This window comes from Alcaligenes sp. GCM10023179 (genome assembly GCF_042653705.1).
Classification (GTDB): Bacteria; Pseudomonadota; Gammaproteobacteria; order Burkholderiales; family Burkholderiaceae_B; genus Alcaligenes; species Alcaligenes phenolicus.
Window position 1 is genome coordinate 163,052 of sequence record NZ_JBHSIQ010000002.1, and the last position, 20,286, is coordinate 183,337.

The window sequence follows — 20,286 nt, forward strand, 5'->3', positions numbered from 1 at the left end:
TATGACACAGCAGCACAACTCCGCCGTTTTTACGCAAAGCTTGCAAGGCAAAACAGTAGTGGTTTTTGGGGCGGGCGCGCCCCTGGAGGATTGGAATAACGGGAAAGCGGCGGCGGTGGCCTATGCCAGGGCCGGGGCGCAGGTGGTTTGTGTGGATAAGGATTTGGCGGCTGCTAAACGCAGCGCGGATCATATTCTTGGGGAAGGTGGAGAAGCGCTGGCTTTGGAGGCGGATGTTTGTGATACCGAGACGGTGGAAAAGACAGTGACCTTAGCTATAGAGCATTTCGGAAAAATCGATGTCCTGCATAACAACGTAGGCATTGCACCTGCGGGTGGGCCATTAGATATAGACGATGCTCTATTCCAAAAGACCATGGATACTAACGTCGGATCCATTCTGCGAACCACTCGCGCTGTATTACCGCACTTTCTAAAACAAGGCTCGGGAGTGATTACTAATATATCTTCCCTGGCCTCAATCCGTTGGAGTGGCTACTCTTACTTCGCTTATTACGCGTCTAAGGCGGCACTGAATCAGGCTACCGTAGCTACGGCATTGGAGTTTGCTGATAAAGGAATACGGGCAAATGCCATTTTGCCGGGGGTGATTGATACGCCACTGGTTTATCAGCAGATTGCTGCTCAGTATGACTCGATTGAACATATCAAGGAGCAGCGGGCTAATGCGGTGCCAATGAAGAGAACGGGAACACCGTGGGATATTGCGAATGCAGCGGTGTTTCTGGCTTCGGATGCGGCGGGGTTTATTACGGGGGTTTGTCTGCCGGTGGATGGGGGGCATTCTTGTGCTATGCCGGGGATGAGGTGAGTGGTTAGTTCCGATCGGTATGCACAATTGGCGAAAGTCTGCAATCGGCCAGGAGCAGTCATTCCATCATTGCTCTTTAACGACTCATATCAAGCGCCAATCTCGAAAATTTTCAGGTTTGCCTAAAAGGTTTGCGTGTGATTGCTCACTCTCTTCATTACGGATAGATTCATTCTTATAAGAACGATGAGCATTTTTGCCTTCCCTCTAAATCTAATTAGGAATAGAGAATTCTATGTTTCCTTTGAATCAAGTAGTTAACAGACCATTTGTATTTCTTGTTGACTCTCCGAATCATAACGATTTGTACGATGGCTACAGCATCGGGATGGCATTGCGAGATGCTCTTAGAGCAATAAGAATTCCTTGCTTTTATACCCTCGCAACAAGCAAAGAAAATTTTCAAGCTGCCCTAAACAACCGTCTTCCAGATGCTGTTCATCAAATGCAGCACTATGCAAACACAAACGCAATCCCGTTTGTTCATCTCTGCATGCATGGGTCACAACCGGGTGTCGGTTTAACGGACGGCTCGTTCTTTAGTTGGTCGGAGCTGCGCAACCTTTTATTGACCCACAATCATGTAAAGGGCCACGATCCGTATGTGTGCATGGCCTCATGCAACGGATTTAACGCTACCAGTATGGCAAACGCTTTTGATAGTGCTTTCAATATTCTTATTGGTAATACGGGAGCAGTACTTCAATCAGACGTAACCGTCGCTTATATGTCTTTCTACAACCATCTTTTTTATAAAGCTGCAAACTTCGATCAGTCAGTTCAAGCCATGCGTCATGCTTCTGGGGATCACAGTTTTTACTATGCTGTAGGTCAGCAAGTTAAGAATCAAAGGTTCTATGAAATGCAATCTCAGCTTCCCGTCAATCCATGGTCAAATTCGCAGCCGAGCTTCTAATATGGCAGTCAAGCGGACTGGCCAAAAGCCAGCCGCTTACTTATCGTTAGTAGTTTGGCTGTCTGCCTTGGATCGGGTTTTGTTATTTGTTATTTGTCGTTGGACGCAATCGACCAGGAGCCGCGCTCCAACTACGGCCTACTTGGCGTTACAGTGCCAATGCATAAAGTCGCAGCCCTATGAGTCGGTACGCTGAGATATGAAAACAAGGGAATCATGAGTACAACCAAGATTTGGTGCCCCTACGCCGGAGAAGAGATGGACTCTGCCGCATGTAATGCTGAGCACATCATTCCTTTGTCATTGGGTGGAAGCAACGGTTTTACAGTGCCGGTGAGTAAGACACTCAACGCGGAGGTTGGCAGTGCAATTGATGCTGCCTTGGCGACCAAGGATATCATCACGATGTTCCGTCGCCGGGAGTTCGATGCTCGTGGACACAGCAATAAGAAGCCAGAAGTAAGAATCCGGAATGCGACTTATGGCGCAGACCTACGCCCGGCACAGGTTACTCTTGGGGGTAAGGATGGCACTACGGTATGGGACGCCAGAAACAGGCTTGATGTCCCCGAGCAAGACCTCGCTGGGCAGGCCATCCAACTGACGCTCACTATCAAGCCATTTGATCGAATTCGTTTTGTGGCGAAGGTCGCTCTTGCAGCGGGATATGCAATTTATGGTGAGTTGTTCCGAACCTTTGCTGACCATGCTGACCTGCGAGGGCTGGTACATGCGAAATCCCCCGACGCAGCGAAGCAGGTTTTGGAGGCAAGCAACTTGCGCGGGTGCTTTGACCTATATCCAGTTGAGCCGAAAGATGCTCGCCAAGTACAGCTTGAGAAAGTGATGTGTGAGGCAGTTTCAGGATCCGTCGTAATGTCCACACCTACAAACGAAAGCGTGATCTTCACTGTAGGGGTTTTGGGTCAATGGGTAGGTACGATGAATGTGCCAGCCCAAACAGATTCCTATCCAAATGATGGTATTCACGACGTAGGGCACGTGATTTTGATGGTTGATGGAAAGACTGAGCGAATATCTCTTCGGGAATTTGCAAAGTACGTCCACGGACTTCAGACAGGTCAAACGGGGGATGAGCAAGCCCAGAACGATCCTGCCTAGGAATAGCAGGCTTAAGCTGGTTGGAGCGGCCAAGGCGGAGGAGCAGTGCGTTCGTCAGCTTTGGGGCGAAAGCAGTCGTACCGCATGCGCCCCTCAACTCCACGTCATCCAACAAATAAAAGAGGAAGAGCTTTCAGCTCTTCCTCTCAACACCTACTTAACTTACCTCACCCCAAACGCCTCTTCAAAAATCCCCATAATCGTCTTCTTATCCGTCTGAATCGGATTAGTCGCACCACAGACATCCTTGAGCGCGTTATCTGCCAGCACCGAAAAATCCTCCCGCTTCACACCCAGCTCTTCCAGCGACTTCGGAATCCCCACGATATCCGCCAGCTTTTTAATCGCTGCGATGACATCCAGGCCTTTCAGATCTGGATTGTTATCTGATAGCAGCTTGCCGATTTCATTCAGACGTTCCTCCGCCACCTGCATATTGAATGCCTGCACATGCGGGAGCAGCAGTGCATTACAGACACCGTGGGGCAGATCGTAGAAACCGCCTAGCTGGTGCGCCATGGCATGGACATAGCCCAGCGACGCGTTATTGAATGCCATACCTGCCAGGAACTGCGCATAGGCCATTTGTTCACGTGCTTTTTTATTATGTGGCTCGCGCACGGCAGTCGGTAGGTATTTGGCGATCAGTTCTACCACTTTCACCGCACAGGCGTCGGTGATGGGGGTAGCGATTGTGGAAACGTAGGCTTCAACGGCGTGGGTTAGTGCATCCATACCAGTGGCAGCGGTTAGCGACGCAGGCATGCCTTCCATCAGATCGGAGTCGTTTACTGACAGGAAGGGGGTGATGTGGCGGTCAATGATCGCCATTTTTACGTGGCGGGTTTCGTCGGTGATGATGGTGAAGCGCGTCATTTCCGACGCTGTGCCTGCGGTGGTGTTGATAGCCAGTAGCGGCAATTGCGGCTTGGCGGACTTATCTACACCTTCATAGTCTGCAATCTTGCCGCCGTTGCTGGCGACCAGCGCGACCCCTTTGGCACAGTCATGCGACGAACCACCGCCCAGGGATACGATCAGGTCTGCGCCATGTGCTTTCAAAGCATCCAGGCCTGCATTGACGTTACCCACGGTGGGGTTAGGCTGCACCTGATCAAAAATCGCTGTATTGATGCCCTGCGCAATCAACTTGTCAGCCACCAGCTTCGCCATACCCAGCTTGGCCAGATCGGCATCAGTAATGATCAGGGCTTTTTTGAAGCCCATTTTCCCGACAATCGGCATGGCCTGGTCCAGTGCGCCGGGGCCAAGAATATTGTGCGAGGGGATAAAGAATTCCGAGACTGTCATGGTGCGTATTCCTTATTAATGACCGAAGAGAATCCCTGCGACCTCGGGGGTATACGAACTGAGAGCGCGCAAGGAGGGAATCCCCCCATATTGCATGGGGGGAGGTCTTACAACACTACGAATAGATCAAAGGATCAGAAGAAGCCCAGGGCGTTCGGGCTGTAGCTGACCAGCAGACACTTGGTTTGCTGGTAGTTATTGAGGGCCATCTTATGGGTTTCGCGGCCGATACCGGATTGCTTGTAGCCACCAAAGGCGGCGTGAGCAGGGTACAGGTGATAGCAGTTGGTCCAGACGCGGCCAGCTTCGATGCCACGGCCTACGCGGTATGCGCGCGAGCCATCACGGCTCCAGACACCAGCGCCCAGGCCAAACTCGGTGTCGTTGGCGATGGCAATGGCTTCTTCTTCGTCCTTGAAGGTAGTGACGGCAGCCACTGGTCCGAAGATTTCTTCCTGGAAGGTACGCATGCTGTTTTTACCCAGCAGCATGGTGGGACTGATGTAGTAGCCATTATCCAGACCCTGGCCCAAACGATTGCGTTCGCCGCCAGTCAAGGCTTGTGCGCCCTCTTCCCGACCGATATTGATGTAGCCCAGGATGCGCTCCATCTGTTTCTCGGACACCTGCGCGCCCACCATTGTCCCGGCATTGAGGGGGTTGCCGGTCTGGATACGTTTGACTCGCTCCACGGCACGCTCGATAAAGCGCTCGTAGATGGATTCCTGAATCAGGATACGCGATGGGCATGTGCAAATCTCGCCCTGGTTCAGAGCAAACATGCTCAAACCTTCCAGGGCTTTGTCCAGGAAGGCATCATCAGCCTGCATCACGTCTTCAAAGAAGATGTTGGGGCTCTTGCCGCCCAGCTCTACCGTAGCGGGGATCAGGCGGTCGGCTGCGGCGTGCAGGATTTCACGGCCGACGGGGGTGGAGCCAGTGAAGGCGATTTTGGCGATGCGCTTGGAGTTGGCTAAGGCATGGCCTGCTTCTTTACCGTAGCCGGTGACGACGTTCAGTACGCCAGCGGGCAGCAAGTCACCGATGATTTCCATCAGCAGCAGGATGGAAGCGGGAGTTTGCTCGGCGGGTTTCAGGACGATGGGGCAACCGGCCGCCAGGGCGGGGGCCAGTTTCCAGGCGGCCATCAGCAGCGGGAAGTTCCAGGGGATGATCTGGCCGACCACGCCGATAGGCTCGTGGAAGTGGTAAGCAACCGTGGTGCTGTCCACATCCGAGATGCTGCCCTCTTGTGCGCGCAGGCAACCGGCAAAGTAGCGGAAATGGTCGACGGCCAAAGGCAAGTCAGCCGCGCGGGTTTCACGGATGGGTTTGCCGTTGTCGATGGTCTCTGCCACCGCCAGACGTTCCAGGTTTTGTTCGATACGGTCCGCAATGCGCAGCAAAACGGCGGAGCGCTCGGCAGGCGGGGTATTGGCCCACTGGTGGCGCACCTTGTGCGCGGCGTCCAGAGCCAGGTCAATGTCCGCTGCACCCGAGCGGGCTACCTGGCAAAACACCTGCCCGGTGACGGGCGAGACGTTATCAAAATACTCGCCTTCGACCGGCGGCACCCAACGTCCACCAATGTAGTTGTCGTAACGGGATTTGAAAGGGAATTCCAGATCCAGGCCCATGGATTTGAGATCGGACAGATTCATGATGTCTCCTTATTGATTTAGTTCGGTGCCACAAGACGTGCACCGCAGGGAAAGGTTAGGGGTGCCTTTATCCTGACTTAACTAAAGCAAATAACGTGCCAAACTAGCTAGCGATTGTCCCGACTCGATCCTGAGCTCGCCCGCCTCCATAATGGAACGACCTCCAGTCGCAGGCTGCGACAACTACTGTCGCAAAACGCGAGCACTGTCGCAGAATGCGACACCCCTCCCGGAGCACACTCATGACTTCTCTACACTCGTTTTGCCCGCAGACCAACGAAACCATGTGGCGTCAGTCCTGGGAGCGCTGTCAGACGATGGAGTCGGAGTTAAGCGCGGAACCTCGGGACATGAGCCAAGGTGCGCTGCGACAGTTGCTGGAACAACAGCATCACTTGTTGCATCACTCCTCGGCAGCGGTACAGGATCTGGCGGCGCTGGTGCACCCGCATCGCAGTCTGGTTTTATTGTGCGACGCACAAGGCACGGTGTTGCAACAGGCGGGGGACCCACACTTTCTGCAGCGGGCCGAGCAGGTTGCCTTGCGTGCGGGTGTGAGTTGGGCGGAGAACCATCGCGGCACCAATGCTATCGGTACGGCTCTGGTCTGCGCACAGCCCATCAAGATTCACGGCAGCCAGCACTATCTGCCTGACAACCGGATTCTTAGCTGCCACGCCGCCCCCATTTACGACCCTTACGGCCAGATTATTGGAGTGCTGGATATTTCCGGCCCTTCGGAGCTGGAACATCACTACGCGCTGGATTTGGCACAGCTGTACGCCCGCCAGATCAGCCGCCAGATGCTGGAGTCACTGTGCACGCCATCCCGCCGTCTGCTGCATCTGCATACAGACCCCGGCCTGCTCAATAGTGCTTTTAGTGGTCGACTGGTTCTGGAGGACGACACCATTGTGGCGGCCGATGAGTTGGCCGCCCGCATGTTGCGCCAGGACTGGCAGGAGCTACCCGGCCAGGACTTAAGTTCGGTACTGGAACAGGCGAAAAGCACGAGTCGACCTGTAACGCTCCACCTGAGCACAGCGGCTAAAACCCCGGCTCCAGCCCGTGCGGTGCTGGCTCGGACTGAGACGGCAGAAACTACACAACTGTCCCCTCAACAGGAAAAAGCTTTGGAGCCGGCTTTGCGCGCCATGCAGATGGGCTTGTCCATCTTGCTCAGCGGTCCTAGCGGCTCGGGCAAGGAGCGCATGGCGCGTGAGCTGCATCGTCGTCACAAGTCGCAATCCGGTCCTTTTGTGGCGATTAACTGCGCCGCCCTGCCCGAAACCCTGATCGAAGCCGAGCTGTTTGGTTATGAAGCCGGTGCGTTTACAGGTGCACGCCGTCAGGGCTATGCAGGCAAATTGCGTCAGGCCCATGGCGGTGTGCTGTTTCTGGATGAAATTGGCGATATGCCTGTAGGCTTGCAAAGCCGTCTGCTACGGGTTCTACAAGAGCGCGAGGTGCAGGCACTGGGTTCGGAACGCACACACAGGCTGGACTTCCAACTGATCAGCGCCAGCCATCAACCGCTGGAAAAACTGGTGCGTGATGGCCGCTTCCGTGCCGACCTGTACTTCCGACTGCAAGACTATATCTGCACAGTCCCCAGCCTTAGGGAACGCAACGATCTGGGCGACTACATTTCCAAAGAACTGGCTATTCTGGCACAAGGCCAAGCTGCGCCCCAGCTACATCCCGAAGCACTGCAAATACTGCAGGACTACGACTGGCCGGGCAATTACCGTCAGTTGCGATCGGTGCTGCTGCAAATCATTGTGCAAGATTCTCCGGGGCGGCTCTGGTTGGCCCAGGACCTGCCTGCCTTGCCATGCTTGAATGCAGAACACCCGGTACTGGTCCAAGAGCCTGCCATCCCGGAGGTCCGGAGCATTACGGAAACCAGCTCCCTTGACTCCCCAAAGCCACAAACCCTGAAGGAACAGGAATACGCTGCCGTGCAGCAGGCTTTGAAACAGCATCAGGGAAATATTTCACAAGCGGCGCGCGCCTTGGGACTGCATCGCAGTACCTTGCACCGCAGGCTGAAAGAAATGTCGCAGTTATTTACTGCAGGCGGTCATCATCCAGAAAGTCCGGAATCGGCATGGCAATAATGCCGTCGTCGGCCAGTTCCTGATACTCCTGCACCGTGGCCTGACCACGGATTGCACGCGGCTCAATGTCGCCCTCGTGCATGCGGCGTGCTTCCTGGGCAAACTGGGTGCCCACATTGTCTGACTTGCGTATCACCGAACGCAGCTCTTGTAAAAGCTGACCTTGAATCGCCCGCATTTGCGCTTCGGTAGGCATGGTTGAAGGCAAGGGAGGCGGAACTGGAGCACTGGCAGGAGCGCCAAGGCTTTCCTGCGCACCTACATTGATACGTGGAGCCGAAAGTTTGCGTTTGACCTCGTGGCTGTCGCAGACGGGGCAACACAAAAGCCCACGACTGATCTGCTCATCGTAACTTTCGCGTGAGCTAAACCAACCCTCGAACACATGGCCGTGTTCGCATTCAAGATCAAAAACCTTCAGACTCATAATGTGTTTATCAATGGGCGGACAGACCGCCGTATTGTGACATAGAAGTGCCGGACTAATTATGGCAAGTCCGGCATGTGGCGCGGCTTAACGGGGAACAGCGGCCAGCAGACGCTGCGTCAACTCTTCCTGCGGATGGAACAGAACGTGCTGTGCGCTGCCCTGCTCCACGATGCGTCCCTTGGCCATGATAGCAATTCGATCGGCCAGATACTCCACAACCCCGAAATTATGGGTAATGAACAAATAAGCCAGACCCAGTTCCATTTGTAACTCACGCATCAAATCCAGAATTTGCGCTTGTACGGACACGTCCAGGGCCGAGGTGGGTTCATCGCAAATCAGAACGGCGGGCTCTACCGCCAAGGCACGGGCAATAGCGATGCGCTGACGTTGCCCGCCGGAAAACTCATGTGCGTAACGATCCAGGGCATTCTTGGGTAGACCGACTTGGTCCACTAAAGTTTCAATTCGTTTGCGACGCGCCTTCGTGTCCAGCTCAGGACGCAGCGCGGTCAGGCCTTCCAGGAGAATATCCCCCACCATCATGCGCGGATCCAGCGACCCATAGGGATCCTGAAAAATGATCTGCAAACGTGAGCGCAGTTGCCGCAAGGCCTTGCCTTTCACTTGCAAGACGTTCTGCCCCTGCATCTGCACCTGCCCGCTGATCTGAGCCTGATGATCCAGCAAGCGCATCAAAGTACGTGCGACCGTGCTTTTACCGCAGCCCGACTCGCCGACCAAAGCCAGGGTTTCGCCCTTGTGCAGTTGCAGGCTCAAGTCTTTGACCACGGGAATGACAGGCAGGCGTCGCCACCAGGAGCCAGCCTGCTTATAGGAAACAGACAAGCCCTGAATATCCAGCACCAGCTCTTTGCCGCTATTGCGCGGTGGGACTGCTTCAATGGGCGCAGGGGCACGGGACAAGGGACGCCCACGTTTCTCAAAAGTGGGAATGGCATTGAGCAATTCACGAGCATAAGGATGGCTAGGGCGCAAAAAGAACTGGCTTGCCAGCCCGGCTTCCACTATTTGTCCGTGCCGCATCAAGGCCACATAGTCGGCGTACTGTTTGACCAGCAGCAAATCGTGCGTAATCAGCAAGATAGCCAGGCCCATCTCTTTCTGTATATCGGCCAACAACTGCAGAATCTGCGCCTGAACCGTTACATCCAGCGCGGTAGTTGGTTCGTCAGCCACCAGCAAATCAGGTTCGGCCGCCAAGGCAATGGCAATCATGATGCGTTGCTTCTGGCCGCCGGAGAACTGGAATGGAAAGTCGTCGTAACGCTGTGCGGCACCGGGGATGCCGACGCGTTCCAGCCATTTGATGGCCCTTGCCCTTTCCTGCCCCGCAGGAGCCACACCATGACGACGAATCACCTCGCTGATCTGCCGGCCAATGGACATGACCGGATTCAGGCTGGTGGACGGCTCCTGAAAAATCACGCTGATGCGTTTACCGCGCACATCCTGCATTTGCTGTTCAGGCAAAGGCGGCAGTTCCAACCCGTCCAAGGCAATTTGACCAGATTGCATCCAGGCGGCTTCGGGCAAGAGGCGCAGGATCGCCATGGCCGTCATGCTTTTGCCGCAGCCGGACTCCCCCACCAAAGCAAAGGTCTCACCGCGCTGCACGGCCAAAGACAGATTACGCACCACACTTTGCACACCGGCATCGGACTGCACACGCAGCTCCAGACCCTCGATATTCAGCACGGCAGGCGTTGCAGAGGGCTTCACGGCGGAGACATTTTCAAGCTCGCTCATACCTTGGCTCCTCCTGGACGACGTACTCGCAAAGCCTTGAAGCGACGAGTACGAGGGTCAAACGCCGTTTGCACCGCATCGGCAAAAATGTTCGCAGACAGAACCAAACCCAGCATCATCACAAAAGCCCCGGCCAGGCCCCACCAGATGATCGGGTCGCGGGACAGCTCGCTACGGGCGGCGTCAATCATGCGCCCAAAGGATGGCATGCTCGGGTCCACACCAATACCCAGATAAGACAGCACAGCCTCGTACAGCACCAGGCCGGAGAACTCCAGAATCAGGGTGATCAGCACAATGTGCATGACGTTAGGCAGCAGGTGACGGAACATGATGCGCAGATGACCGACACCAAAGGCTTGGGCTGCCTGAACGTAGTCCAGCTCGCGCAGCTTCAACACCTCGGCCCGCAGCAGGCGGCACAGGCCCGCCCAGCCGGTCAAACCCAGAATCAGGCACAGCATGAACAAGCGCAGATCTGCGCGAGCGGCCACGGTGTCGAAGCTGTCGGGATGGGTGTCGATATAGACCTGCATCATCAACACGCAAGCGGCGATCAGCAGCACACCGGGGATGGAAGTCAGCGTGGTGTAAATGTATTGAATGACATCATCCACCCAGCCCCGGAAGTATCCAGCGGCCAAGCCCAGAATGATGGCAGGTGGCAGCATGGCGAAGGTGGTCAAGGTGCCAATCACCAAAGCCGTGCGCACGCTTTTCAAGGCTTGCCAGATGATGTCGTTACCCGTGCGATCCGTGCCCAGCACGTAGTAATTCGCGCTCAGGCTCAGCACCAGGCATAGCAGTATCACCAGCACGCAGGCACTGAACCAGACCAATCGCCAATTCACCAAACCCTGCCCTTGCCACCAATAACGCCAAGCCGCGCCCCAACCCGGCTCCATGGATTGCTTGCGCCCCCAAAGCGTCAGCAGAACAGCCAGTAGCACACTGACTAGCCCCCCCCAGGCCAAACCTTTGGCGCCTAGCTGCAAAATATCGTGTCTATGCGCGGCAGGCGTATCCATACCCACCCCGGCATTGACCAGACGCGGAAAGTCCCGCACGGGCTTGCCATCTATCAGCATGCTTTCTTTGGTCAGCTGAAAGCGGGCCAAGGGAGCGGAATAGGTTTTTTCCACCTCGGCCAGCCCGGCTTTCTTCAGAATATCGTCCAGCGCAGAGCGGGCGACGGGGGCATAGCTGGCTGTGCTGGCTTCCTGCCCAGGGGCAGCCGGCAATAAAGGCCGGTAGTGAATGGAGTCCAGTAAACCGATCAGCAGGAAAAAGACCAGAAAAACAGCAGCGCACATGGCCGAGGGCGTACGTGCCACACTGGCCCAGGCCGAGCGCAAGGCAGGCCGCTTGACGACGCGCCAGGTGTAGAGCGCCATGGCCAGAAACAGTGCCAGCACAAAGGTATCGGTCCAGAGAAAGACGAACTGTGGCATGGCGGGCTCAACTAAAACGAATGCGGGGGTCAACCAGGGTGTAGGAGATATCGGCCAGAATCAAACCGGCGATATAAAGCATCGATCCTAAAAACACCATGGCACGCACAATGGAGAAGTCCTGGGCATTGATGGCATCAATGGTGAAGCTGCCCAGACCCGGAATACCAAAAAAAGACTCCGAAATCAGGCTGCCCATGAACAGCAGGGGCAAAGCCGAGACGGTGCCCGTCAGAATGGGCAAGAGCGCATTGGGCAAGACATGGCGGAACAAAACGGTAGATTCCGCCAGCCCCTTGGAGCGCGCCGTACGCACATAATCACGGCTGGCCTCTTCCAGAAACAGGCTGCGATAAAAGCGCGATTCCGCCCCGATACGCGACAAAATCCCCACCAACACCGGCAAGACCAGAAAGCGCCAGTTATCCATCCCTTCTACCCAGCCCGAAAACGGCACCCAGCGCAGCACCCGTGCAAACAGCCATTGCCCGGCAATGATGTAGAACAGGCCCGAAATGGACATCAACACGACGCACAGCACAACGGCGGAAAAATCCAGTCGGGTTCCCCGAAAGAACACCATCAGCAAGGCAAAACTGATGCACACCCATAAGCCCAAAAAGAAGGTGGGCAAGGCCAGCGCCAAACTGGGCCCCATGCGTTGCTTGATCTGATAGGCAATATCCTGCCCCTGGTCGGACAAGCCAAAGTCCAGGCGCAACAAAGGAACCGAGCGCTCGTAAAAAATCGTGTCGGTAAAGGTTTTGGAACCTTCCGCCTGCGCGTTATAAAACAGCGGCTTGTTATAACCGCGCTCTGCCTTCCAGTTTTCAATGGCCGTCTGACTGACGCGCTGTCCGCCAATGGACAAACGGGCCATATCGTCAGGCGTGTTCACGGCAAAGAACAACACAAAGGTCAGCAGATTGACCCCTATCAGAATCAGCACGCCATACAGAATGCGCCGCAGCATATAGGAAAACATCAGTCTTTCTCCTTGCGCAGAGCCACATGGCGACGACGCGCCTGAGCCTGCGAGCGCACCACCCACACCAGAATCAAGGCCAGCAAGCCCAGCGGAATGGCGGGCCACCAGACGGGGCGGTTCCAGCGATCAATGCGCTCCACACGCTGTTCGGGGTCGATACGGTAATACTGGATGCTGTCGCGCACCATCATGGACGGCTTGGCATTGCGCACCCAGCTTTGGTAGGCACCACCCGCATTGGGCACATAGCCAAACATCCAGGGGGCATCATGCTGGACCAGATGGATCATCTGCTGCACCACCGCCTGCTTGTCCGGGCCGTCGTTCAGAAAGCGCATTTGCTCGTACAGGCGATCAAACTCCGCGCTTTGGTAATTGGCGGCGTTCTCACCACCAAAATCCTTCTTGGCCTGGGGGCCATACAGCAAGGTGAAGAAGTTTTCGGCATCCGGGTAGTCGGCTACCCAGCCCCACAGAAATAGCTGTGCCGCGCCCCGCTTCATCTTGTCCTGAAAGCGGTTGTAATCGGTAGCGCGCACCTCCAGCTGCAAGCCTACCTGGGCCAGCTGACGGCGCATCCAGTCCACCGTGGCATCCGAGCCCATACCCATCATGGAGTCGTAATACAGAATCAAGGGCTTGCCGGTACGGCTGTCCCGTCCATCGGGATAGCCCGCCTGTCGCAGCAAATCACGCGCTTCGTCCAGACTGCGGCGTTTCACCACGCCATTGTCCTTGGTGTAGACATAAGGGTTGGCACCCTGGGGCAGCGGCTGATAGCCCGGCACGCCAGGCGGCAAAGGGCTATGCGCGGCTTCTCCTTGGTCATTCATGAAAATGGAAACGTACTGCTCCCAGTCGAACACAATGCTGATGGCCAGGCGCAGCTTGCGGTTTTTCTCGAACTGCTCGGGCGTATCGCCCTGACCGACCACCGGGTCGTGCCAGTTAAAGCCCATATAAAACAATTGCGCTTCAGGTGCCGTGCGCAATTGCAGGCCGCGCTCCTGATACAGATTGGCTTTGTCGACCGAGTCCTGCGCGGCCACTGTCATGGCGACACCGTACTCGCCCCGCTCCACCTGCGGAATGTCGTAATAGCCCTGCAGGAACTTGCCCATCAAGGGGACGCCCTCTTTTTCCAGAGAGAACACCACTTTGTCCAGAAAAGGCATGGGTTTGCCGCAATCTTCCAGTAAACCAGCAGCCTGGTCGCCGGGCTCGCCCACACAAGGGTATGGCTCCCCCCGGTAATTGGGGTTACGGCTCAGAACGTGACGACGATTGGTCAGGGATTCCGTCAGCATGAATGGGCCTGTACCCACGGGCCAGCTATCCAGTGTCAGATTGTGCTGCGCCATGCGCGGCTGGCTATAAAAACGCTCGGCCTCCCAGGCCATGGGCGCGGTAAAGGTCATGGCCAGCCAATACTTGAACTGTGGGTACTTGCCATTCACCTCGATGCGCAAGGTATGTTTATCCAGCGCTCGCACACCCGGCAAGGTGTAGGGCCGTAAATCCAGCCATTGTGGACGCGGCTCCTGCTTGTCGATACGGGCCAGTTCTTCGCTGAACTCCTTGAAGCCCCGGATGTGCTCGGCCATCACACCCAGCACAGGAGAGGCCAGGCGCGGGCTGGCCAAACGCTTGAAGGCGTAAACGTAATCGTGAGCCGTCAGCTCGCGCGAGCCGGTATGGGCGAAGTCGGCAATGCTGAAAGCATCGTTCAGGTCCGGCGCCCGCATGGGGTAATAGCGGTACTCGCCCTGCTCATCCAAGGCAAAGGCCGGATGCGGCTGAAAGCGAATGCCTTGCTTGATGGGAATATCGTAACGGCTGACTGCCACCTGTTCGCCCGGCACATCAGCAGGCAAACGATTACCCTGCTCATCAAGGTATACAGGCTCTACCAGCTCGGCCGCCGCCTTGGGAATCAGGCGGTAGGGACGGTCCAGATAGTGATAGCCGTACAGTGGCTCGTAAATCGAGTAAGTAAACGGCGTCTCGTCACCGGAGTAGGACAAGGCTGGGTCCAGGTGATTGGGAGAACGGGTCGTGAACGCGCTGTACAGCGTGTTTTCTGCTGCACTGTGTTCGTGATAAGGGCTGTTAACGGGCTTGGAGCAGGCTGCCAATCCGACGCACAACAGAGCCAGTCCGAGCCGCCGCAAAGGGCTTAGCATTGCCCTTGCTGCCAGCAGTCATAACGCCATTTCCATGGCGGAACAGGATTGGGCTCAGACCAGATGCCTACACCGGCTTCCTTGGCTTCGCGCTCCAGCTGATCAATACGAGGGTCGCGCAGGAAGCGGCCGCGTTTTTCACGATTGGCCATGGCCATTCCAGCCCGTACCAGTTTCTGGTTGGCGGTTTCGCCATCGGCCAAAGGCACATCGCATACAGCGCGACCGTGGCGGTCGCGCTCATAGCAAGACAGGGTCAAATGTTTACCGGAAACCAAATCCGACAGGAAGCGCCGCGAGGCCACCGCAAAGGGCTGACCAGGGCGACGGCTGTCTTTGGTGGTTTCGGGGGCATCAATACTGGCCAGACGCACGCGCACCTGCCTGTTATTGCTGGGCAAAATCGTCAGCGTATCGCCGTCGGCCACCCGCACCACCCGCCCTGTCAGCTCGAAGTCTTGAGCCTGAACAGGCAAGGCCCAGACAGCCATCACAGCCGTCAAGCCAGCACAAACGGCTGTGCGCCGCGTCAAAGAAGAAAAGCCGGACAGGGAAAACACAGTCATGATGCGGACAACACTCCAGGCGGGTAGCAGAAACTAGGCTAACAAATTATAGATACTGCGCACCGCCTGTCCAGAGCAATGTCCCTAGTAGGCAAGACTGCGTCAAGACGCCTGCAGGCGGGGCCAGATGCGATGCAAATACCAGGAAGCCTGCTCCACACCTTCCAGCCCGAATACGGTAGCCGGACCTTGTTGCAGACGATGGGTCGCGAACAGATCCGCGACGGCATCGGGAGTCACCTGGCGCATCAGGCAGGCTTGGTACAGAAGGGCCAGTTTCTGCGTCCAGACACGGCCTCCCGCCTGGGAAACCGTGCTCAACAAATCCTGTGCAACCTGACCCAGTTCCGCATCATCTCCCGTACGGGCACGCAAGTCTGCCTGCAAGGCCTCCAGGACACCTTCCTGACTCAAGGCGCGCTGCACATCCAGGCACATCACATTGCCGGAGCCTTCCCAAATCGAATTGACAGGAGCTTCGCGCAGCAAGCGCGGCATGGGGCCATCCTCGATATAGCCGTTGCCGCCCCAGGTTTCCATGGCTTCGGCACACAGGGCGATGGCCCGACGGCATACCCAGAACTTGGCAGCTGGAGCCAGCACGCGTAGCACCGCCTGCGCCACGGGATCATCAGCCCGCTCCTGCAAGTCCACCAGGAACAGGGCCAGATGGGTGGCCGCTTCGCTTTCCAGGCTCATATCCAGCAGTACTGCCTGCATCAAGGGCTGCTCGATCAATTGTTTGCCAAAGCAGCGTCGGTGCTGACAGTAATGCAGGGACTGCACCAAAGCCTGCCGCATCAGGGCGGCACTGCCCAGCACGCAATCAATACGGGTACGGGCCGCCATTCCGGCCAGCAAAGCAATACCGCGACCGGCTTGGCCCACGCGCCAGGCCAGCGCACCATCAAAATCAATTTCGGCACTGGCGTTGGAGCGGTTGCCCAATTTGTCTTTCAGCCTGCGTATATACCGGCGATTCAAGCCATATTCGGTATAGCGCGGCATCAGGAAACAAGAAAACTGCTCGTGCTCACGCGCCAGTACCAGATGCCCGTCCGCCTGCGGCACGGAGAAAAACCATTTGTGCCCGTAAAGACGAAACGCCTGAGCCTGGGGATGCGCTTCAGTGGTGCAGCCGCGCAGATCAGAGCCGCCCTGCATTTCCGTCATGCCCATGCCCAGCAGCACGCTGCTTTTTTCTGTCATCAACTGATCAGAAGAATCGTACTGATTGATGTCCAGCTTGGCCGCCCATTCCTGAAACGGATCAGCCTGCAATAAGGGCGCAGCGGCGCGCGTCATGGTCAAGGGACACAAGGTGCCCGCCTCAATCTGACCATGCATGTAAAAGCCCATGGCTCGTTGCAGGTGCTGGCCAGATTCGGACTGATGGGGCCAGATATGCAGGCCCTGCTCCATGCCCAGGCTCATCAATTGATGCCATGCCGGATGAAAATCCACCTGATCGACTCGTTGCCCTTGAGCAGACCAGCCTCGCCATTGCGGCGGCTGGCGATTGGCCAAGGCACCTTGTTCGCGCCAATGGGCAGAGCCCAGTTTCTGGCCATAGTCCGCCAGCGCTTGCCGGGCCTCCTGGGAGGCCAGCTTGCTTTGCCAATGTTGTAAAGCCGGATCTTCGCCAAACAGATCGTCATTCATCAAATCCGGCACCTGATTCTGTAACTGCTGTTCCAGACCCATCTCGCCTCCTTGATTCCGGCCGTCCTGCCCCGTCTCTTAATCTAGAGCCATTTGGCCTTTTTGAATTTCCAGTACAAAAATCCGCACACGCTGCCCATCAGGCCCAAGGCCAGGGGGTAGCCCAGCGTCCATTCCAGCTCGGGCATGAATTTGAAGTTCATCCCGTAAATCCCCGCCACCGCGGTCGGCACGGCCAAAATGGCCGCCCAGGCCGCCAGCTTGCGGGTAGTGTCAGTCTGCTGCATCTGCCCTATCATCAAGCCACCTTCAAAGGCGAAGGCCAGGGCTTGCCGCAGGCTGTTAATAAATTCGGAAGTGCGGGCAATGCGGTCTGCCACTTCACCGAAATATGCCCGACTTTCCGCATCCACATACGCCAGCTCGATGCGCGACAAACGACGGCTTAGCTCCGCCAATGGCGTTACCGCGTTATACACGCGCAGCAAATCGCGCCGTAAACGGTAAATACGCCGTACATCGTTTTCCTTGAAGCCCCGAATCAGAAATTGCTGTTCAATGGCCTCTACCGCCTTTTCGGTTTGTTCCAGGCAAGTCTGGTACTGGTCCACAATCAGATCCAGCAACTCCGAGGCGACAAAATCACTGCCCCGCTCCAGCAAGGCCGGTGTGCTTTCCAGACGGGCACGCAGCTCTAAATAGCTGCTGTTGGAACCACGCCGCACCGTCAGCAACAAGCCGTGGGCAATCAGAATCTGCGTAGTACCAAAAAGTGGGCGCAGATCTTTCAGGCCCAAGGTTACCGCCACCACAATCAGGCAATTGCTGAACTCCAGCAATTTGGGACGACGATGAGGGGCAATCAATTCTTCAACGGCATTGTCTGGCAGACCCAGTTGCGCCCCTACTTCGCGCAAGGTCGCCTCGCTGGGGTCTTTCAAACCAATCCAGATAAAGCCGTCCTTCAAGGGATTGTGTACAGGCAGGTGATGAATATCCAAAGCCTGTGCTGGCTGGCCAGACTGATAGCGATACGCGGCCACCACAACGTCTTGTGCATCAGGGGCGACCGGAGCTATTTCTTGCATGCTGTCTCCTTGCAGACAAAGCCAATTTTTTTGTTCGATAATAGCACTGGCCTCCCTCCGCGCTGCGACCGCAGCGACTTGCAAGGAACGACATGAAATCACGATCCATTCTGTGCCTGGGCACACTGATTATGGCCTTGGGCGTAGGCCTGGGCGCGTTTGGTGCCCACGCCCTGCGCGCCATGGTTGACGCTTCAGCATTGGCAACCTGGCACACGGCCGTACTGTATCAATTGCTGCATGGGCTGGGCTTGCTGCTGATTGCCGCGTTGGGCTCGCAATTGAATGCGACCTGGCAGTCGCGCAGCGCAATTCTGATGCTGGCTGGCGTACTGATTTTCAGCGGCAGCCTGTACATTCTGGTGCTTAGCGGCGTGAAATGGCTGGGCGCGATTACCCCTATTGGCGGAGTAGCCATGATTCTGGCCTGGCTCTTTCTGGCCATTGCCGCCCTGCGTGGCAAGGACGTCTGACCCCAGGCCTTTGCCTTCGTATAATGGGGCGCATATTCTGCCTACCAGGAGCGCCCCGTGTCTGATTCCGCCTTTTCCCTACGCGAATTTACCCGCCAACTGCCCAAGGCTGAACTGCACCTTCATATCGAAGGCACGCTGGAACCGGACTTGATCTTCAAGCTGGCCCAGCGCAATCACATTACGCTGCCCTATCCCGATCAGGCCAGCCTGCACGCCGCCTATCAGTTCACCGACTTGCAGTCCTTTCTGGACCTGTACTACGCCGGGGCGGGGGTTCTGATCACCGAGCAGGATTTCTTTGACATGACCTGGGCCTACTTTCTGCGCGCCCAGGCCGATGGCATTGTCCACACGGAAATCATGTTTGACCCGCAGACGCACACGGCACGCGGGATCGCCATGGAAACCGTGTTTGCCGGGATTGCCCGCGCCGCCCGCCAGGCCAGATCCGAGTTGGGGATCAGCAGCTATCTGATCTTGAGCTTCCTGCGCCACCTGAGCGAAGCCGAGGCGTTTGACACCCTGGAAGCCGCCTTGCCCTTGCGCAATCAGTATTCCGACCTGTGGATTGCCATTGGCCTGGACTCCTCGGAAAAGGGCAACCCGCCCGCCAAATTCGAGAAGGTTTATGCCCGTTGCCGAGAGCTGGGTTTCCGACTGGTCGCCCACGCGGGTGAGGAAGGCCCGGCCAGCTATGTACGCGATGCCCTTCAGCTTCTGAAAGTAGAACGCATCGACCATGGCGTGCGCAGCCAGGACGACCCGGCCCTGATGCAGTATTTGGCCGACCACGCCATTTCCTTGACAGTCTGTCCGCTGTCCAACATCAAGCTCAAGGTTTTTGATAGCCTGCACCAGCACAATCTGAAGCATTTGCTGGATCGCGGCCTGAATGTCTGCGTGAACTCGGACGACCCGGCCTATTTTGGCGGCTATCTGCTGGACAACTACCTGCAAACCGCCCAGGCCCTGAATCTGCGGGAGGCCGATTTACGCACTCTGGCAGCCAATAGCTTGCGCTCCTCCTTTTTACCCAAGGAGCAAAAGCAGGCCTGGTTGAACAAGCTGGAGCAGATTCCCGGAAATGACTGAATCCGCGCTGTACCTGCCACGTGCGTTCTTTGCCCGTGATCCGCGTTACGTTGCCCTGGAATTGCTGGGCAAAACCCTGGTTTTGAATGACGAGCGCGGGCAGCGCTGCGCCACCATTGTAGAAACCGAAGCCTATCTGGGTCCCCAGGATCAGGCCGCCCACAGCCGACGCGGTATCACCGAGCGCACGCGACTGATGTTCGGCCCGGCAGGCTACGCCTATGTGTATTTGATCTACGGCCTGCACCACTGCATGAATATCGTCAGCGGTGTTGAAGGCGATGGTACGGCGGTCTTGCTGCGGGCGGCGCAATGGACGTCGCCCGAGGATGGCCCGTCCCTGTCAGGCCCCGGACGATTGTGCAAAGGGCTGGGTATAGACAAAGCTTATAACGGTGCAGATGCCTGCGCCCCTGCCATGCATTGGCTGGACGCCCCCGCCCTGCCGCCAGAGCAAATTCTGATCAGCCCACGCATCGGCGTAGAGTACGCGGGCGCCTGGGCCAAGGCCCCCTTGCGCTACTCGATTGCCCAGCATCCCGAGGTGTCCGTCAAGCCGGGCAAAACCACCACAACACGCAGTGTCAAAGGCCTTAAACGCCCCGCCTAGAACAGGTA

At 56.6% G+C, this 20,286-nt stretch carries 17 protein-coding genes; 7 read left to right on the plus strand and 10 right to left on the minus strand.

The genetic code is table 11. The features are described 5' to 3' along the window. Window position 1: 1 nt before the first annotated feature. From ACFPDR_RS10125 to ACFPDR_RS10135, 3 genes are all read left to right on the plus strand, one after another. On the plus strand, window positions 2–832 hold the full coding sequence (locus ACFPDR_RS10125; RefSeq protein WP_376911091.1) for an SDR family NAD(P)-dependent oxidoreductase: 831 nt from the start codon (window positions 2–4) through the stop codon (window positions 830–832). A 235-nt stretch (window positions 833–1,067) separates the two neighbouring features. Further along, a complete protein-coding gene (locus tag ACFPDR_RS10130) occupies window positions 1,068–1,748 on the plus strand; it encodes a hypothetical protein (protein WP_257113142.1) in 681 nt (226 codons plus the stop codon). Window positions 1,749–2,006: 258 nt separating this feature from the next. Next, a complete protein-coding gene (locus tag ACFPDR_RS10135; protein ID WP_376911092.1) occupies window positions 2,007–2,870 on the plus strand; it encodes a hypothetical protein in 864 nt (287 codons plus the stop codon). 162 nt (window positions 2,871–3,032) lie between these two features. On the opposite strand, the gene ACFPDR_RS10140 is transcribed toward ACFPDR_RS10135, so the two are convergent. Together ACFPDR_RS10140 and ACFPDR_RS10145 are read right to left on the minus strand one after the other, a co-directional pair. After that, window positions 3,033–4,181 carry an iron-containing alcohol dehydrogenase gene (locus ACFPDR_RS10140; RefSeq protein ID WP_376911093.1) on the minus strand — a complete coding sequence of 383 codons (1,149 nt, stop codon included), beginning with the start codon at window positions 4,179–4,181 and terminating at the stop codon, window positions 3,033–3,035. Between the two features lie 134 nt (window positions 4,182–4,315). Further along, window positions 4,316–5,842, minus strand: a complete 1,527-nt coding sequence (locus tag ACFPDR_RS10145) for an aldehyde dehydrogenase family protein (RefSeq protein ID WP_035270842.1) — start codon at window positions 5,840–5,842, stop codon at window positions 4,316–4,318. Between the two features lie 242 nt (window positions 5,843–6,084). Between ACFPDR_RS10145 and ACFPDR_RS10150 the strand changes: the two genes are divergently transcribed. Beyond that, the gene (locus ACFPDR_RS10150; RefSeq protein WP_376911094.1) at window positions 6,085–7,962 is read left to right on the plus strand and encodes a sigma-54-dependent Fis family transcriptional regulator; all 1,878 of its coding nucleotides are present in this window, start codon (window positions 6,085–6,087) and stop codon (window positions 7,960–7,962) included. Here ACFPDR_RS10150 and ACFPDR_RS10155 read toward each other — a convergent pair. The 8 genes from ACFPDR_RS10155 to ACFPDR_RS10190 all read right to left on the minus strand — a co-directional run bounded on the left by ACFPDR_RS10155 (window position 7,913) and on the right by ACFPDR_RS10190 (window position 18,100). Then, complete coding sequence (locus ACFPDR_RS10155; RefSeq protein WP_026484274.1) at window positions 7,913–8,389, minus strand: DUF1178 family protein; 477 nt, start codon at window positions 8,387–8,389, stop codon at window positions 7,913–7,915. The genes ACFPDR_RS10150 and ACFPDR_RS10155 overlap by 50 nt on opposite strands. Window positions 8,390–8,476: 87 nt before the next feature. Then, window positions 8,477–10,162, minus strand: coding sequence for an ABC transporter ATP-binding protein (locus ACFPDR_RS10160; protein ID WP_052159334.1), 1,686 nt, complete (start codon window positions 10,160–10,162; stop codon window positions 8,477–8,479). Continuing rightward, window positions 10,159–11,613: an ABC transporter permease gene (locus tag ACFPDR_RS10165; RefSeq protein WP_115634105.1), complete on the minus strand. Its 1,455-nt coding sequence runs from the start codon at window positions 11,611–11,613 to the stop codon at window positions 10,159–10,161. The genes ACFPDR_RS10160 and ACFPDR_RS10165 overlap by 4 nt, the downstream gene beginning before the upstream one ends. Window positions 11,614–11,620: 7 nt before the next feature. Next, the gene (locus ACFPDR_RS10170; RefSeq protein WP_009457740.1) at window positions 11,621–12,598 is read right to left on the minus strand and encodes an ABC transporter permease; all 978 of its coding nucleotides are present in this window, start codon (window positions 12,596–12,598) and stop codon (window positions 11,621–11,623) included. After that, a complete protein-coding gene (locus tag ACFPDR_RS10175; protein WP_083054027.1) occupies window positions 12,598–14,784 on the minus strand; it encodes an ABC transporter substrate-binding protein in 2,187 nt (728 codons plus the stop codon). The genes ACFPDR_RS10170 and ACFPDR_RS10175 overlap by 1 nt, the downstream gene beginning before the upstream one ends. Further along, window positions 14,778–15,350: a thermonuclease family protein gene (locus ACFPDR_RS10180; protein ID WP_251196084.1), complete on the minus strand. Its 573-nt coding sequence runs from the start codon at window positions 15,348–15,350 to the stop codon at window positions 14,778–14,780. Before ACFPDR_RS10180 ends, ACFPDR_RS10175 begins: the two co-directional genes overlap by 7 nt. Before the next feature lie 102 nt (window positions 15,351–15,452). Beyond that, window positions 15,453–17,054 carry an acyl-CoA dehydrogenase family protein gene (locus tag ACFPDR_RS10185; protein WP_321289834.1) on the minus strand — a complete coding sequence of 534 codons (1,602 nt, stop codon included), beginning with the start codon at window positions 17,052–17,054 and terminating at the stop codon, window positions 15,453–15,455. Between the two features lie 41 nt (window positions 17,055–17,095). Beyond that, complete coding sequence (locus tag ACFPDR_RS10190; RefSeq protein WP_060185703.1) at window positions 17,096–18,100, minus strand: magnesium and cobalt transport protein CorA; 1,005 nt, start codon at window positions 18,098–18,100, stop codon at window positions 17,096–17,098. 92 nt (window positions 18,101–18,192) lie between these two features. On the opposite strand from ACFPDR_RS10190, the gene ACFPDR_RS10195 reads away from it, so the two are divergent. The 3 genes from ACFPDR_RS10195 to ACFPDR_RS10205 are packed head-to-tail and all read left to right on the plus strand — an operon-like array spanning window position 18,193 to window position 20,278. Next, window positions 18,193–18,573 carry a DUF423 domain-containing protein gene (locus tag ACFPDR_RS10195; RefSeq protein WP_376911095.1) on the plus strand — a complete coding sequence of 127 codons (381 nt, stop codon included), beginning with the start codon at window positions 18,193–18,195 and terminating at the stop codon, window positions 18,571–18,573. A 57-nt stretch (window positions 18,574–18,630) separates the two neighbouring features. Continuing rightward, window positions 18,631–19,668 (plus strand): adenosine deaminase, encoded by a 1,038-nt coding sequence (locus tag ACFPDR_RS10200; protein ID WP_060185702.1) that lies wholly within the window; start codon window positions 18,631–18,633, stop codon window positions 19,666–19,668. Beyond that, on the plus strand, window positions 19,661–20,278 hold the full coding sequence (locus tag ACFPDR_RS10205; protein WP_376911096.1) for a DNA-3-methyladenine glycosylase: 618 nt from the start codon (window positions 19,661–19,663) through the stop codon (window positions 20,276–20,278). The genes ACFPDR_RS10200 and ACFPDR_RS10205 overlap by 8 nt, the downstream gene beginning before the upstream one ends. Window positions 20,279–20,286: the final 8 nt, after the last annotated feature.

Coding starts and splice junctions, on each gene's coding strand:
- ACFPDR_RS10125 (WP_376911091.1), top strand. CDS start 2: ATGACACAGCAGCACAACTCCGCCGTTTTTACGCAAAGCTTGCAAGGC.
- ACFPDR_RS10130 (WP_257113142.1), top strand. CDS start 1,068: ATGTTTCCTTTGAATCAAGTAGTTAACAGACCATTTGTATTTCTTGTT.
- ACFPDR_RS10135 (WP_376911092.1), top strand. CDS start 2,007: ATGGACTCTGCCGCATGTAATGCTGAGCACATCATTCCTTTGTCATTG.
- ACFPDR_RS10140 (WP_376911093.1), bottom strand. CDS start 4,181: ATGACAGTCTCGGAATTCTTTATCCCCTCGCACAATATTCTTGGCCCC.
- ACFPDR_RS10145 (WP_035270842.1), bottom strand. CDS start 5,842: ATGAATCTGTCCGATCTCAAATCCATGGGCCTGGATCTGGAATTCCCT.
- ACFPDR_RS10150 (WP_376911094.1), top strand. CDS start 6,085: ATGACTTCTCTACACTCGTTTTGCCCGCAGACCAACGAAACCATGTGG.
- ACFPDR_RS10155 (WP_026484274.1), bottom strand. CDS start 8,389: ATGAGTCTGAAGGTTTTTGATCTTGAATGCGAACACGGCCATGTGTTC.
- ACFPDR_RS10160 (WP_052159334.1), bottom strand. CDS start 10,162: ATGAGCGAGCTTGAAAATGTCTCCGCCGTGAAGCCCTCTGCAACGCCT.
- ACFPDR_RS10165 (WP_115634105.1), bottom strand. CDS start 11,613: ATGCCACAGTTCGTCTTTCTCTGGACCGATACCTTTGTGCTGGCACTG.
- ACFPDR_RS10170 (WP_009457740.1), bottom strand. CDS start 12,598: ATGTTTTCCTATATGCTGCGGCGCATTCTGTATGGCGTGCTGATTCTG.
- ACFPDR_RS10175 (WP_083054027.1), bottom strand. CDS start 14,784: ATGCTAAGCCCTTTGCGGCGGCTCGGACTGGCTCTGTTGTGCGTCGGA.
- ACFPDR_RS10180 (WP_251196084.1), bottom strand. CDS start 15,350: ATGACTGTGTTTTCCCTGTCCGGCTTTTCTTCTTTGACGCGGCGCACA.
- ACFPDR_RS10185 (WP_321289834.1), bottom strand. CDS start 17,054: ATGGGTCTGGAACAGCAGTTACAGAATCAGGTGCCGGATTTGATGAAT.
- ACFPDR_RS10190 (WP_060185703.1), bottom strand. CDS start 18,100: ATGCAAGAAATAGCTCCGGTCGCCCCTGATGCACAAGACGTTGTGGTG.
- ACFPDR_RS10195 (WP_376911095.1), top strand. CDS start 18,193: ATGAAATCACGATCCATTCTGTGCCTGGGCACACTGATTATGGCCTTG.
- ACFPDR_RS10205 (WP_376911096.1), top strand. CDS start 19,661: ATGACTGAATCCGCGCTGTACCTGCCACGTGCGTTCTTTGCCCGTGAT.